The following is a 14,341-nucleotide window of genomic DNA, read 5'->3' as shown; positions in this document are numbered from 1 at the left end:
CGTCACGCGATCGGGTCGTCGCGGACGTCGAGGCGTTGTGCGCCGGGCGCGAACTGGATGGTGTGCGCGAGCTCTCCGATCCCGCCGCGGTGCTCATCGCCAGCGGACAGGTATCGCCGCCTGTAGGCCGTATCGCCGTGCAACGCATCCGTAACGGACTCGGCTTCCCCGGCAACGGCGGCTACCACCAACTACGCACGCTCGCGGTGCAGACCCAGGCTGCGATCGACGCCGCGGAGCGGCCCCAGCCGGCGATGGTGCGGTGGACCTCCCGCGCCGTTGCGTCTGAATACCGGCGCCGGCTCCAGGCGCAGCGCAATACCTTCATCGCCGGCGGTGGATACTTCGCCAGCCGCGGCCGCGATATCCGCAACGCCCGCCGCCAAGGCATCTACCTGGATCCGGACCAGCGCGGGGAGCTCTTCGACGCGCTTACACTGACGCCCACCGTCCGCGCGACCCCGCCGCTGCCGAACACGATCCAGGGCGCCCGCAATTGGCTGCGCGATGTGGGACTCGATCAGATCGACAGCATCATCGCAGGGCCGCGCCGCACCGATGGCTCGGCGCCCCAGTCCGGCGCGGGCGCGCGCCGTCCGGGTACGGGATCCGGGTATGACGTCGGAGGTGCGAATCCGCCCGGCCAGTACGGTTCCGCTCCCGGCGCGGGCCAGACCCGACGCCAGGCTCGGCAGGGCGGGCATGGGGGTGAGGCCGTCGGGGACAAGGTGCGCACCGTGGCGCTCCCGGAGATGTTCACCGCCATTCTTCTCGAGGCCGGCATGCTCTACGACCGCCTCCTGCTCGCGTACCACCACGGAGGCCTATCCACCGACGAACTGCGCCTGCAGTTCAATTCCGAACAGGAACTTTCGGAGATTGCGGGCGACGTGATCCAGCTGCGTCGCGCGGCCAATGCGCTGCCACCCGCGGCCCGCAAGGATGGCAACGGTTTCTCCGCCGAGACCGGGCTCGGCCCGTCGTTCGACGAGGTGTGGGCGGAGATCGTCGACAGGGTCGCGGCGTTCCGAGAACTCGTCGAGCTCGCCGAGAAGCTGGCGTCGGAAGAGCTCGAGCAGCGCCGCGCCGCGTTCCCCCAGTCGACCCAGATCCCCGGGTTCCCGGCCAACCCACCGCGGGGAGGGGAGTCGGTGGCACCCGGCGGGCTCGGACCGGGAATGGCCACGCGCCACCGCATCGACTCGGCGGCGGACTCGTTGTTGGGTTCGGCCGGGCAGCGTCAGGTCTCCATCGACACGATGCGTCGGCTGCGCGAGGCGATGCGCCGTCCCGGCGGCCCAGGCGGGATCGATCCCAACCCCGAGAGCGGCGAACACGGTTCCGGCACCGCCCGGTAACGCGGCCAAGCGGCCGCGGGTGCATAGACTGGCCGGGAAGTACATGCGAACAACAGCGGGAGTTACTTAACGTGGGATTGACTAGCGGCTTTTGGAAGCTTCTCGGAGCCTCGCAGGAGCGGGACACGAAGAAGGCCAAGGGGGCCATCGACGCATCCGCGGAATTCGACTCTTGGGCAGCCGGGCTGGACACGAGCGAGTTCGCCGATGCCGCGCACGCGCTCGACCTGCACGGCGATCCGGCCCCGGACGCCGCCAAGTTCCTCGCCCTGGCCCGCGAGGCCGCGGAGCGCTCGGTCGGCCTACGCCCCTTCGACGTTCAGCTGCAGGGCGCGTTGCGCATGTTCGCGGGCGACGTCGTCGAAATGGCAACCGGTGAAGGCAAGACGCTTTCAGGCGCCATCGCGGCCGCCGGTTACGCCCTACAGGGCCACCACGTGCACCTGATGTCGGTCAACGACTACCTCGCACGCCGCGACGCCGAGTGGATGGGCCCGCTGCTCGAGGTGCTCGGACTGTCCGTCGGCCATGTCACCGAGACCTCGACGCGCGAGGAACGAAAGTCCGCGTACGCGTGTGACATCACCTATGGTTCGGTGTCCGAGATCGGGTTCGACATCCTGCGCGAGCAGATGGTCACCCACCCCGACGATCTACTCCGCCCGGTCACCGACATCGTCATCGTCGACGAGGCCGATTCGGTGCTCGTCGACGAGGCACTCGTACCGCTCGTGCTCGCAGGGTCGACCTCCGCCGAGGCGCCCACCACGGAGGTATTCGCGGCCGTGCGGCGTCTGCGCGCCGGCCGCCACTACGAGACCGACTCCGAACGCCGCAACATCTTCCTCACCGAGGACGGCGCCAAGGCGATCGAGAACGAGCTCCACATCGACGACATCTACTCGACCGAACACGTCGGCTCGACGCTGGTACAGGTCAACGTCGCGCTCCACGCGAACTTCCTGCTGCGTAAGGATGTCGACTACATCGTGCGCGACGGGCGCGTTCAGCTCGTCAACGCCTCCCGCGGTCGCGTCGCCGAGCTGCAGCGCTGGCCGGATGGCCTCCAGGCTGCGGTCGAGGTGAAGGAGGGCGTCGCAATCTCCGAGGCGGGCAAGATCCTCGACTCGATGACTGTACAAGCCCTCATCGGACGCTATTCCAGGGTGTCGGGGATGACGGGCACGGCGCTCGCCGCGGGCAACCAGCTCAAGGAGTTCTACTCGCTCGGCGTCTCGGTGATCGAGCAGAACCGCCCCAACATTCGCATCGACGAGCCGGACGAGGTCTTCATCGATGTCGAGCACAAGAACTCCGCCGTCGTACAGAAGGTTCGCGAGATCCACGAGACCGGCCAGCCGATCCTCATCGGCACGCAGGACGTCGCCGAGTCCGAACAGCTCGCCGCTTCCCTGGCCGAGCACGGTCTCGAGGCCACGGTGCTCAACGCCAAGAATGACGCCGAAGAAGCCGAGATCATCGCCGAGGCCGGCAACGTCGGGCACGTGACCGTGTCGACGCAGATGGCAGGTCGCGGCACGGACATCAAGCTCGGCGGCTCCGATGAATCCCGCCATGACGAGGTCGCCGAACTCGGCGGTCTGTTCGTCATCGGTACCGGGCGCCACAAGACCGAGCGGCTCGACAACCAGCTGCGCGGGCGCGCCGGCCGCCAGGGTGACCCGGGCAAGAGCTTGTTCTTCGCGTCGATGGATGACGACGTCATCACCTCGGCGATCGAACCGCACAAGATCCCCACGGCACATGACAAGCTCACCGGCGAAATGCGGGGCGATAAGGCACGCCATCTCGTCGACCACGCGCAGCGCGTCACCGACGGCCAGATGCTCGAGATCCACGCGAACACGTGGCGTTACTCCCGCCTCCTCGCCGAGCAGCGCAACATCATCGCCGACCGTCGTCAGGAACTGTTGCTCACGGAGCGCCCGTACGAGGAGATGGCCGAGCACGAGAGCGAGCGCGTGGCAGAAGTCGAGGCGAAGGTCGGCCATGAGGCCACTGTGCAGGGCTGCCGTGAGGTCATGCTGTGGCACCTCGACCAGGAGTGGGCGCAGCACCTCGAGGAGATGAACGACGTACGCGAGTCCATCCATCTCCGCGCGCTCGGCCGCCAGAACCCCCTCGACGAGTTTCACCGCATTGCGATCGCCGGTTTCAAGCACATCGCCAACCGCGCGGTAGATGAGGCCAGGGTGACCCTCGTCGGCGTCGAGTTCACTTCGGAGGGAGCCGATCTCGAGTCCGAGGGCAAGGCCCGCCCGACGTCCACGTGGACGTACATGGTTCATGACAATCCGATGGCCGCCGGCGGCAACGTTTTCTCCGGCATCATGGGAACGTTCCGCTAAGCAGGCCGATCAGACCGATGACGTCGACGCCACCACAGCCGCCGCGGGATTCCTCCTCGCCCCGGGGTCGTGACCGATTCGCGCAAGGCGAACGTCTGGATCTCAAGGACTGGCGCTCGGGTTCGGGGCGCGTCCTCGGCGTCGATATCCCGGAACCCCGGGGTGGCCACTTGTCGGCGGCGGTGCCGCCCGGGGTGCCCGGCGCTGCGGAGGAACGCCAACACGGCGCCGGACATGTTAGCGACCGCGTCTGGACGCCGCCCAACATCATCTCGATGGGCCGGATTGCCTTGATCCCGGTGTTCGCGGTGAGTGTCGCCGTGTGGGACAGGCCCGGACTTGCGCTGATCCTGCTCGCGGTGCTTGGCGCGTCCGACTGGCTCGACGGCAAGATTGCGCGATTGTTCGACATGCGCTCGAAGCTCGGCGCGAAACTCGATCCGATCGCGGACCGGATTCTCATCACCGTCGTCCCGCTCGTGTTCGCCTTCGCGGGGCATGTTCCGTGGTGGGTGGTGTTCGTACTGCTTGCCAGGGATGCGACGCTCGTGGTCTCGCTCTTGGTGTACCGGCGCAGAGGGATAGTGCCCGAGGTGATATACCTCGGCAAAGCCGCCTCGTTCTCGCTGATGTGGTCGTTTCCCCTCCTGCTTGCCGCAGCGGCGAACGTGTGGTTCGAGGAACCGTTCCGGTTATTGGGGGAGGCTGCGCTCTACTGGGGAGTGGGGCTGTATGTGTGGTCGGGCCTGGTGTATCTGGCTCGAGCCGTGCAGATTGCGAGACTCACCCCTCCCGTACCCCTTAAAATAGTTGGTGAACAGCTGAAATAATCTCCCGCGGTTGTCGATTCGCGAATGCTGTGCGACGGCCGATGTGGGGGTGTGTAGGCTTTTGGGCATGCCTAAACCCGCGCTGCGCGGGGCGGGCGGTAGAGATTGACGCGAAAGGTGCACAATGAGCGACCAGAACGTTCCTGACCAGCTCCGCTACACCGAGGAGCACGAGTGGATCGAGCAGATCTCGTCCACTCGCGTACGCGTGGGGATCACGGAGTACGCCCAGGAAAAGCTCGGCGATATCGTTTATGTCCAGCTTCCCGAGGTAGGGTCCGAGACCCAGACGGGCGAGCCGTTCGGCGAGGTCGAGTCCCCGAAGAGTGTGTCGGATCTATTCGCCCCGCTCACCGGGAGCGTCGTCGAGGTCAATAGCGAGCTCGAATCGAGCCCGGAGCTGATCAACAACGATGCGTTCGGCGAAGGCTGGATTATCGTCCTCGAGATCGCAGACGAGGACGATCTGCAGGCTCAGCTCGAAGAAACTCTCGATGCCGAGGGCTACAAGAAGATCACCGCCGAATAGGCAGCGAGCTACGAGGTTGCCGGGCCGCGAGATGCTTCCGCAATAGGTTCGAACCCGGACCGCGACGAATCAAATACATCCGAAAATAGATTTTGATGCCCCGTTGAAGGCGGGGAGCAAACTACGGATGCTTTTTACGGATAGAATGACAAGGGATAGTCGAAAACCGTAGAGGCCACACGGCCCTACCTTTCGAGTTAGGGAGAAGACGGTAGTGAGTGAAAACAAGAACTTCCCCGAGGCGACGGCCGAAACCACCTCGGTGTTTCGCGCGGAGCTGCTCAACGAGTCGGACAGCCAGGGCCAGGAAGCTTCGCTGACCGGTGTCGAGGGTTTGCCCGAGGGACAGGCCCTGCTGGTAGTCAAGCGTGGTCCCAATGCCGGCTCCCGCTTTCTCCTTGACCAGGAGACCACTTCGGCGGGTCGTCATCCGGATAGCGACATCTTCCTCGACGACGTCACCGTGTCTCGTCGGCACGCGGAGTTCCGCCAGGAAGGCCAGTCGTTCACCGTGGTGGATGTCGGCTCGTTGAACGGTACCTATGTCAATCGGGAACCGGTGGACAGCGCAACGCTGTCGAACGGGGACGAGGTCCAGATCGGTAAGTTCCGTCTGGTGTTCCTCACCGGCGTCGGCGGTCAGTGACCCCTCAGGCACAGCGAAAGCAGGTCGATGGCCGGCCCACGACATCGTCGATTGGTCAGGTCATCGACCTTTTGCGTCCCGAGTTTCCAGACGTAACCATCTCCAAAGTTCGCTTCCTGGAGAACGAGGGTCTGGTCACGCCGGAACGAACTGCGAGCGGCTATCGCCGTTTCGCTGAAACCGACATCGATCGGCTCCGCTTCATTCTTGCGGCTCAGCGCGATAGGTATCTACCTCTCAAGGTGATTCGTGCCGAACTCGAGGAACTTGATGCGGGCGTCGCTGACGGCACCGCGGCGGCGCTGCCGCTCGGACGTAGGCCGGAAGGACTCCCCGGAGCCGAGCCGAAGGACTTCCGCCCGTCGCAGGCCACTCGCCTGTCTACGGAGATGGTGGCAGCGCAGGCAGAGGTCTCGGTCGAACTCGTCAAAGAGCTGCACTCCACAGGGCTGATCGAACCCGGTCGTGGAGGCTACTTTGAGGCTGAATCGGTAATTATCGCCAAGACCGCAAAAGAGCTTGTCGAGCACGGGGTAGAACTGCGGCACCTACGCGCTTTTCGCACGGCGGCTACGAGGCAGGCGGATGTCATCGCGTCACTTGCGGGGCCTGTGGCGGGCAGAAACGATCCAGACGCACGAGACCGCGCAGCCGAGCTTGCGCGGGAGATTGCAGCGTTGTCGGTGACGCTCCAATCGACACTGGTGACGGTGAAAGTGCGCCGCGAGCTCGATCGCTGAGCCTGCCGCACACAAAGAAATCGAAACGACCGAGAACTAGGGGGCACCGGTGGCCGAAGAACAGATCGAACTCCGAGTCGTTGGCGTCCGGTTCGAAGAACCCGACTACGCACCGGTGCTTATCCTTCGCGAAGTTTCGGGGAACCGCGTACTACCCATCTGGATCGGCGCATCCGAGGCCGCTGCGATCTCGATGCACCAGCAGGGTGTTGTGCCCGAGCGGCCACTGTCGCATGACCTGCATCTCGAGCTCATCACCGCGTTAGGCCAGACCCTGGAGCGTGTTGAGATCACCAGCGTCGACCGCGGCACTTTCTACTCCGACCTGATAATCGGTAAGGGCGTGAGGGTGTCGGCACGGCCTTCGGACGCGATCGCAATCGCGCTGCGTGCCGACGCACAGATTTTCGCAGCGTCGGCGGTCGTAGACGAGGTGGCGATCAACCTCGACGACGAGGGTGAGGTCGACGTCGAAGCCTTCCGCGAGTTCCTCGATCATGTCTCGCCGGAGGACTTCAAGGATGAATAACCCCGCAGCTCGCATATTCTGAATCGGGTAGCCCCGAATTCCCTTCGACCTGCGTAGATGTTAAATCACTATCGCCACATCATTACCAATGCGCTGCTAGGACATCAGTCTCAACCTCAACTTTAGGTTTAGAGAATCCGCGTGTCCTATTGATTGTCCAGACAAACGGTCATAGCGTATTGAATGCAAACAACGCCTGTGAAATTTCACAGATGTATTTCTGAAATTGCACCGAATCCCGTATGGGAGATCGGGTAGACGATAGTCAGGCAGAAAGGGAGCGACGTGGTCGACAAAACTCGGGGTACGGCTGCCCATGGGGATGAATCCCAGACCGAACTGACCCTCGAGACCGTTGCTCCAGCGCCGGCCGCAGCCGGCCCCGTGCAAGGCAGCCTCAATGACGTCGAGCCGGGGCTCTTCCCGGACGACGTTATCCCGGACGAGACCATGGGCTACCGCGTTCCCACCGCGCTCCAGGTCGCGGGGATTACTTACCGCCAGCTCGACTACTGGGCGCGCACCGATCTGGTGAAGCCCTCCATCCGAAACGCACATGGTTCGGGTTCGCAGCGCCTGTATTCCTTCAAGGATCTCCTGGTTCTGAAGATCGTGAAGGGCCTGTTGGATACGGGCATCTCTCTTCAGAACATCCGCCGCGCTGTGGATCAGATTCGTTCTCGCGGCGTCGAGGACCTTTCGAACATCATGCTCGTTTCCGATGGCAAGACGATCTTCGAATGCACGGACCAGTCTGAGGTCATCGACATTCTCAACGGTGGGCAAGGAGTGTTCGGGATCGGCATCGCCGGGGCAATGCGAGACCTCACCGGGACCATCGCCGAACTTCCCGCAGTTCGTATCGAGGACCTCGAAGAGGAAGCACCGGCTGTCGAGGACGAGCTCGCCTCGCGCCGCCGCGCCCGTCAGCGCCGTACGGGTTAGTCCCAAACAGGACGAGTCCTATAACGCCTGTCCCTATGGCCACCGTGCTAGGGGGCGGGCGTTGTCGTTTCTGCGAGCTTGTTTGTGATTCGGGTTATCAACGCCGAAGCGAGCGGATGCTGATTCACCGAATCATGCAGGTGAGCGACGATTGTCCGTCGGGGCGTTGGAGCCTGAACCTCAACGATTCGAACGCCCTGTGCTGCGGACTTCGCGGCGAGACGTGGCATGATGCAAACCCCCAGGCCGGCGGCGACAAACGCGATAGCGCTGTGGTGGTCGGCCGCTTGAATTACCGACGTAGGCGCGAACCCTGCTGCGTGCCACGCCATCGCGGCAATGACGGAGCATGGGCTTTCTGCGACGTCATCCCGTATCCATTTCTCGTCCTTCAACTCGCCGAGCCTGATCGCTGGCCTATCCGCGAGTCGGTGCGCCGGAGGAAGGACTGCTACATACGGGTCAGTCGTGATTTCGACGCGGGTGTACCCATGCGGGACTGGTGTCTCTTGGCCGGGTACTTCCACGCGCAGATCGACGTCAGGGCGGGTAGCAGGAGGCGCGATGTCGCTGAGGACAACATTGACAGGGGGGTCGGTGTATTCGCTGGACAGTTCTGCGAGTACCTGCGGCAGGAGAGCCTCACCGGCGGAGGCAAAGGTGCCGAGCACGAGCGGCGAACGTCGCCCTTCATTCAGTGAGTCGACGAGAGTTTCCAGTGCTGCATGCTCGCGGACCAATGTGCGACTGGCGTCGAAGAGTTCTTTTCCCGCACCTGTGAGCGAGAGACCGCGCCCGGAGCGGACGAACAGTGTCAATCCCGTTTCCCGTGCGAAGGCATTGAGTTGCTGACTTATGGCGCTTTTTGTGTAGCCCAGGGATTCGGATGCCGCACTGATAGAGCCAGCGGCGACTACTGCTCGAAAAACCCTCAGACGGTGGAGATCGATCATCCTGCTAGTTTAAGCAAACGCGAACGATTGTGAAGAAATAATCGCTTGTCCTTAACGCCGGACTTCCGAATAGTCGAAAGGGTCCCACCCTGAAGGACGTTATGGAGGTTCCGGTGTTCTCTTTAGTTATCGCCCTGTCGTTATTGTTCGTCGGCGTCGCGGTCGTCGTTGCTGAGTACATAGTGATCGGTTGGATGAGGTTGAAATACGAGTCCCGCATAGGTGATGCAACCGGGCTGGACGAGGGGGTGAGCAAGAAGCTCCGTAGCGGTTGGCGCATTACCGACGGAGTGAATCCTTTTATCGCCGTCGACCGCTCCGAGTGAATAGCCGGTGGTGTTTGATCGTCGCACGTCCACCAACGTAAGCTCGGGTGCACGCATAGCCGTTCGGGAGAGATCTGATCACGCTCGCGATCAGACGCCGAAGGAGCAACTCCTCTCCGGGAAACTCTCAGGCACCACGGACCGAATCGGCATCGCATGCGTCTCTGGAGAGTGGCGGCCCCGGTCGCCCGCCAACGGGGAAAGCCGCGCTTAGTCGGTGAATCTCTCAGGCGCCGGCGCGTTCAGCACCGGTAGGGACAGAGGGAGAGGGGCACGACCAAGCAGTAGTAGCCCGCCGCGCCGAGCGGCTCGGCCCGATGGGCGCACCCCGCGCTCACCCCGACACTCCCTGAGGAGCTTCCTTTGACGTCGACGCCAAACAGCCACTCCAGCGATTTTATTCGCCGCCACATCGGACCTGACGCGAGCGAGATGGATCGCATTCTCAAGACCATCGGTGTCGAGTCGCTTACCGAACTCGCGGATTCAGCGTTTCCCTCGGTGATTGTCGACGAGGTTGATGGCGAAGGACTTGCGGCTGGTATCGATGCGCTTCCGGAGCCGGTGTCCGAATCGGAGGCACTCGCCGAACTGCGTGCCCTCGCCGACAAGAACACCGTCGCCGTGTCGATGATCGGACAGGGGTACTACGACACGATCACCCCTTCGGTGATCCTGCGTAACGTGCTCGAAAACCCCGCCTGGTACACGGGCTACACCCCGTACCAACCCGAGATCTCGCAGGGACGACTCGAAGCACTGATCAACTTCCAGACGATGGTCGCCGAACTCACCGGCCTCGAAATGGCCGGATCCTCGATGCTCGACGAGGGCACGGCAGCGGCCGAGGCGATGACGATGATCGGCCGGATCAACCGGAAGAACAAGTCCAACCGCGTCGCCATCGACTCCGATCTCTTCGGCCAGACCGCAGCGATCATCCGTACTCGTGCAGAGGCACTCGACTTCGAGGTTGTCGAGGCAAACCTCATCGATGAGGGCCTGCCGGAGGGCGACTTCTTCGGGGCGATCATCCAGACGCCGGGCGCCTCCGGCCGTGTCGCTCCGCCGGAATCGGTGAAGAAGCTTATCGACTCCTGCCACGATCGCGAAGTTCTCGTCGCCGCCGGCGTGGACCTCCTGGCTGCGTCCGTACTCACCCCGGCCGGAGATCTGGGCGCAGATGTGTGCTTCGGTTCCGCACAGCGCTTCGGTGTGCCGATGGGCTTCGGCGGCCCGCACGCCGGCTTCATGTCGTGCCGTGAAAAGGACGCCCGCCAATTGCCCGGCCGTCTCGTGGGTGTGTCGAACGACGCCGACGGGCACGTCGGATACCGCCTCGCGCTGCAGACGCGCGAGCAGCACATTCGCCGCGATAAGGCGACGTCGAATATCTGCACCGCGCAGGTGCTCCTCGCGGTGATGGCCGCGATGTACGCCTCGTACCACGGCCCCGAGGGGCTGCGCGGGATCGCCCGCGAGGTGCACGCGCGCGCGGCGTCACTGGCCACTGCGCTCAAGGATGGGGGAGTCGAGGTCGTCCACGACGATTTCTTCGACACCGTTCTCGCACGCGTCCCGGGCCGCGCCGAAGCCATCGTGACCGCGGCGCGCGAGCGAGGAGTCAACCTCTGGCAGCGCGGACAGGACGAGGTGGTGCTTTCGACCGACGAGACGACCACGGACGCGCATCTCGCTACCGTTGTAGAGGCCTTCGGCGTGTCGGCAACGCCGACCGTCGAGGCCGACTCCGAGTACGGAGACCGCACCACCGGTTATATGGACCACCCGGCATTCACCGACTACCACACCGAAACCGCGATGATGCGCTACCTGCGTGCGCTCTCGGACAAGGACATGGCGCTCGACCGCACGATGATCCCGCTGGGCTCGTGCACGATGAAGCTCAACGCTGCCACGGAGATGGAGGCGATCACCTGGCCCGAGTTCGGCCGCCTGCATCCGTTCGCCCCGAAGGAGCAGACGACCGGGATCCGCGAGCTCATCTCCGACGTCGAGCAGTGGCTGGTCGATATCACCGGTTACTCCGCCGTCAGCCTGCAACCCAACGCCGGTTCGCAGGGCGAATACGCGGGCCTGCTGGCGATCCGCGAGTACCACCGTTCACGCGGGGAGGCCGAGCGTCGCATCATGCTCATCCCGTCGTCGGCGCACGGTACCAACGCCGCGTCTGCGGCTCTTGCCGGACTCAAGGTCGTCGTGGTGGGCAGTCTCGATTCGGGCGATATCGACGTCGATGACCTGCGCGCCAAGATCGACAAGCACGCCGGGGAGATCGCCGGCATCATGATCACCTACCCGTCGACCCATGGTGTGTACGAGCACGCGATCGACGAGATCTGCGCAACCGTTCATGACGCCGGAGGCCAGGTCTATATCGACGGCGCGAACCTCAACGCACTCGTCGGGATCGCGCGCCCCGGCCGCTTCGGCGGAGACGTCTCGCATCTCAACCTGCACAAGACTTTTTGCATTCCGCACGGCGGCGGCGGGCCGGGTGTAGGTCCGGTGGCGGTCGCAGAGCACCTCGCGCCGTTCCTGCCTGGGCACCCGTACGAAGACGGGATGGAGAACCGCGCGCCGGTGTCCTCCGCACCGTTCGGCTCCGCATCGATCCTGCCGATCACGTGGGCCTACATTCGGATGATGGGCGCCAACGGGCTGCGCCAGGCGACACTTACGGCGATCGCCAACGCGAACTACCTCGCGCGTCGGATCTCCGAGTTCTTCCCCGTGCTGTACACGGGGAAGAATGGTTGGGTCGCCCACGAGTGCATTCTCGATTTCCGCCCGCTCATCAAGGAGACGGGTGTGAGCATCGACGACGTCGCCAAGCGCCTGGCCGACTACGGGTTCCACGCTCCGACGATGAGCTTCCCGGTTCCGAACACCCTCATGGTCGAGCCCACCGAGTCGGAAAACCTCGCCGAGCTCGACGCATTCATCGAGGCGCTGGCGTCGATCCGTGGGGAGATCGACAAGATCTCCAGCGGCGAGTGGACGGCGGAGACCAGCCCGCTGCGCGGTGCCCCTCACACCGCCGCATGTGTTACCGAGGACGAGTGGGACCACCCGTACACCCGCAAGCAGGCCGCCTATCCTCTCGGCCACGCGTGGCGTGCGAAGGTCTGGCCGGCTACCCGTCGTATCGATGGTGCCTACGGTGACCGCAACCTTGCATGCTCGTGCCCGCCGATCGAGGCATTCGCCGAGTAATAGGCCTGCCGGGCTGCTGAACGTGAAAGGGGCAGACGACCATGACGGTCGTCTGCCCCCCTTTCACGTCGGCGCCGATTCAAAATGTCAGACCCGTGCGCAATGCTAAGCCCATGATTTTTCTTAGTAGCCACAGCACCGGGTCGCACCGCAGGTTCGAGCCCATTCCCGCTCCGTACGCAATGGTCGAATGGTGTCGAAGGCAGCCATTACCCATGGCTCTATACGAAGACGCCGCGACGGTCGATCTCGACTGGTGGAACCTCAAACTCTGGGAGCACAGAGTCCCGGTCACGTTATTGGGCAGGGGGCCCGATGGCGAGATCGTCGATACCGGGATCGCTGAGATCAGTCGCCTCGATATCTTTACCCACGCCCGCTTCAACGGCGACGTAGACGAGAGCCCCTTCTTCTGGGCACGAGAATCGGCTGCGATGGAGCTGGCGCGCAATGCCGAACGGTCGAACGATGCCGGGCATCTCCTCACGCTGCTCTACCTGTGCGCGGCATGGTCGAGCGGGCACCCGCACCGTCGCAATCGGAGAGTCTTCCACCGGTATAGCGAGGACAGTGGCGACGGGTATTTCGCCGAGGTCCCGTCGGCTCTCGCAGCATCGGCGAGCTTTATCGAAGACCGCGACCTTGCCTTCGCCGTGCTTCAGCACCCGGATACGTGGCTTGGGCGGCTTGAGGATGGCCAGAATGTCCCGGGATTAGGGCCTGTGGTTTCGACGCATTTCCTCGCCGCGCTATCAATTGCGCGTAGGGCTCCACGCGTCGTGCCTGTCGAGCCTGCGGCGATAAATATGCTCATCCGTTGCGGCTGGCACGAGTTCGATGCGAGTGAGTCCTTGACGACGCGAAACTTCAGCGTGTTTCAGGAAACGATCCACGATTGGGCGAAGGAAGCGAGGACGGCGCCGGAGCTCGTCGAAATGTGGTTGGTCAAGTCCTGGCATGAGCTCGGTTCGCTAGACCGGAGGGGCGTGCGGGGCTAGCTGCACTCAGTGTCCGGCCTTGCGGGCCGCGAGAATGTCTGGATGGATACGGCCATCGGCGTTGATGGGAGTCCATGGCTCTGCGACTGTCCATTGGGATCCGCAGCCTCTACAGGCGTAGACGCTCAAGCCGGCGTTGGTTCCTCGGGTCGGGTGCCAATCGCAGAGATTTCGGCAGGGATGGGCGGCAAGGGGAGCGGCCTCCTGCCCAGCGGCTCGTTGCGAATCAGGCACCGAGAATCTCGCGATTACCCCGACGCGGAGTCGTCGGTGGGTTCTGCTGTTGCGGAGGCCGGGTTGACCGGCTGGAGGACGACGGTATACGAGAGCGTCGACTCGGGTGTGGAGAAATCGAGCCGGCCGATACGTGAGCCGGGCGGCACGATGAAACCGACGGAACCTTCGACGGTTTCGCCCGGTTCGGTGATATCGGTGCGCTCAAGCGGATTGCCGAGGAAGGACTCCGGGTCCTCCAAGCGCTGGAACTCCATCCCATCCGAGGCGTAGGCATGGAACTGTTCGGGATCGAGGTACGGCTGACCGAATTCGGCAGATGCACCGACATCCGCGATGAGCACTTCCTGCGGCTCGCTGCCACTCGAGTTCGTCTCGAGTCGCAGCGGTTGTACGAAAAGGGAGAGGCTACCGTTGCCGACGGGCACTGAATGCGGTTCGGCAAAGTTGGCCGACTGGGGCATCACGGCGTCCGGGGGAGCCGCTAGCCGCTCCTCGTCGTTTCCGCCGCAGGCGGAAGCCAAGGGGACGATGAGGGCGAGAACGCCCATCTTCATCACGGTCGACGTCTTCGAACGCACGCAAGTCCCCTAATCTTCACAATCCATTTGGCTTAATACACTTTATCCGAACGAATTCTACGTCCA

13 protein-coding genes and 2 riboswitches are annotated in these 14,341 nt (G+C 63.6%); of the genes, 11 read left to right on the top strand and 2 right to left on the bottom strand.

Annotation, left to right across the window (positions count from 1 at the left end; genetic code table 11):
- From K8V11_RS04040 to K8V11_RS04005, 8 genes are all read left to right on the top strand, one after another.
- Positions 1-1,358, top strand: a 1,358-nt coding sequence (locus tag K8V11_RS04040; protein ID WP_303911116.1) for a hypothetical protein, incomplete at its 5' end; no start/stop codon positions are given.
- Between the two features lie 71 nt (positions 1,359-1,429).
- Positions 1,430-3,727 (top strand): accessory Sec system translocase SecA2, encoded by a 2,298-nt coding sequence (secA2, locus tag K8V11_RS04035; RefSeq protein WP_303911115.1) that lies wholly within the window; start codon positions 1,430-1,432, stop codon positions 3,725-3,727.
- A 17-nt stretch (positions 3,728-3,744) separates the two neighbouring features.
- Entirely contained in the window at positions 3,745-4,557 is an 813-nt protein-coding gene (locus K8V11_RS04030; RefSeq protein ID WP_303911114.1) for a CDP-alcohol phosphatidyltransferase family protein, read from the top strand.
- A gap of 124 nt (positions 4,558-4,681) precedes the next feature.
- On the top strand, positions 4,682-5,086 hold the full coding sequence (gcvH, locus tag K8V11_RS04025) for a glycine cleavage system protein GcvH (RefSeq protein ID WP_303911113.1): 405 nt from the start codon (positions 4,682-4,684) through the stop codon (positions 5,084-5,086).
- A gap of 214 nt (positions 5,087-5,300) precedes the next feature.
- A complete protein-coding gene (garA, locus tag K8V11_RS04020; RefSeq protein ID WP_067471650.1) occupies positions 5,301-5,732 on the top strand; it encodes a glycogen accumulation regulator GarA in 432 nt (143 codons plus the stop codon).
- Positions 5,729-6,472, top strand: coding sequence for a MerR family transcriptional regulator (locus tag K8V11_RS04015; protein ID WP_303911112.1), 744 nt, complete (start codon positions 5,729-5,731; stop codon positions 6,470-6,472). Before garA ends, K8V11_RS04015 begins: the two co-directional genes overlap by 4 nt.
- Before the next feature lie 64 nt (positions 6,473-6,536).
- Positions 6,537-7,001 (top strand): bifunctional nuclease family protein, encoded by a 465-nt coding sequence (locus tag K8V11_RS04010; RefSeq protein ID WP_303911118.1) that lies wholly within the window; start codon positions 6,537-6,539, stop codon positions 6,999-7,001.
- 339 nt (positions 7,002-7,340) lie between these two features.
- Entirely contained in the window at positions 7,341-7,946 is a 606-nt protein-coding gene (locus K8V11_RS04005) for a MerR family transcriptional regulator (protein ID WP_303911117.1), read from the top strand.
- A 47-nt stretch (positions 7,947-7,993) separates the two neighbouring features.
- On the opposite strand, the gene K8V11_RS04000 is transcribed toward K8V11_RS04005, so the two are convergent.
- Complete coding sequence (locus K8V11_RS04000; protein WP_303911111.1) at positions 7,994-8,899, bottom strand: LysR family transcriptional regulator; 906 nt, start codon at positions 8,897-8,899, stop codon at positions 7,994-7,996.
- A gap of 113 nt (positions 8,900-9,012) precedes the next feature.
- Here K8V11_RS04000 and K8V11_RS03995 point away from each other — a divergent pair, with 113 nt between their 5' ends.
- From K8V11_RS03995 to K8V11_RS03985, 3 genes are all read left to right on the top strand, one after another.
- Positions 9,013-9,225, top strand: a complete 213-nt coding sequence (locus K8V11_RS03995; protein WP_303911110.1) for a hypothetical protein — start codon at positions 9,013-9,015, stop codon at positions 9,223-9,225.
- Positions 9,226-9,279: 54 nt separating this feature from the next.
- Positions 9,280-9,379: riboswitch (glycine riboswitch) on the top strand.
- A riboswitch (glycine riboswitch) is annotated at positions 9,380-9,496 on the top strand.
- Between the two features lie 92 nt (positions 9,497-9,588).
- Complete coding sequence (gene gcvP, locus K8V11_RS03990) at positions 9,589-12,462, top strand: aminomethyl-transferring glycine dehydrogenase (RefSeq protein ID WP_303911109.1); 2,874 nt, start codon at positions 9,589-9,591, stop codon at positions 12,460-12,462.
- A gap of 215 nt (positions 12,463-12,677) precedes the next feature.
- Entirely contained in the window at positions 12,678-13,460 is a 783-nt protein-coding gene (locus K8V11_RS03985; protein WP_303911108.1) for a hypothetical protein, read from the top strand.
- Positions 13,461-13,708: 248 nt separating this feature from the next.
- Here K8V11_RS03985 and K8V11_RS03980 read toward each other — a convergent pair whose 3' ends face one another.
- Entirely contained in the window at positions 13,709-14,275 is a 567-nt protein-coding gene (locus K8V11_RS03980; protein WP_303911107.1) for a hypothetical protein, read from the bottom strand.
- Between the last annotated feature and the right edge of the window lie 66 nt (positions 14,276-14,341).

Origin of the sequence: Dietzia timorensis (assembly GCF_020742175.1) — a bacterium.
In the GTDB taxonomy this organism is placed as follows: domain Bacteria; phylum Actinomycetota; class Actinomycetes; order Mycobacteriales; family Mycobacteriaceae; genus Dietzia; species Dietzia timorensis_A.
The sequence above is the reverse complement of the archived record's forward strand: the minus strand, read 5'-3'. Positions and strand labels throughout refer to the sequence as shown.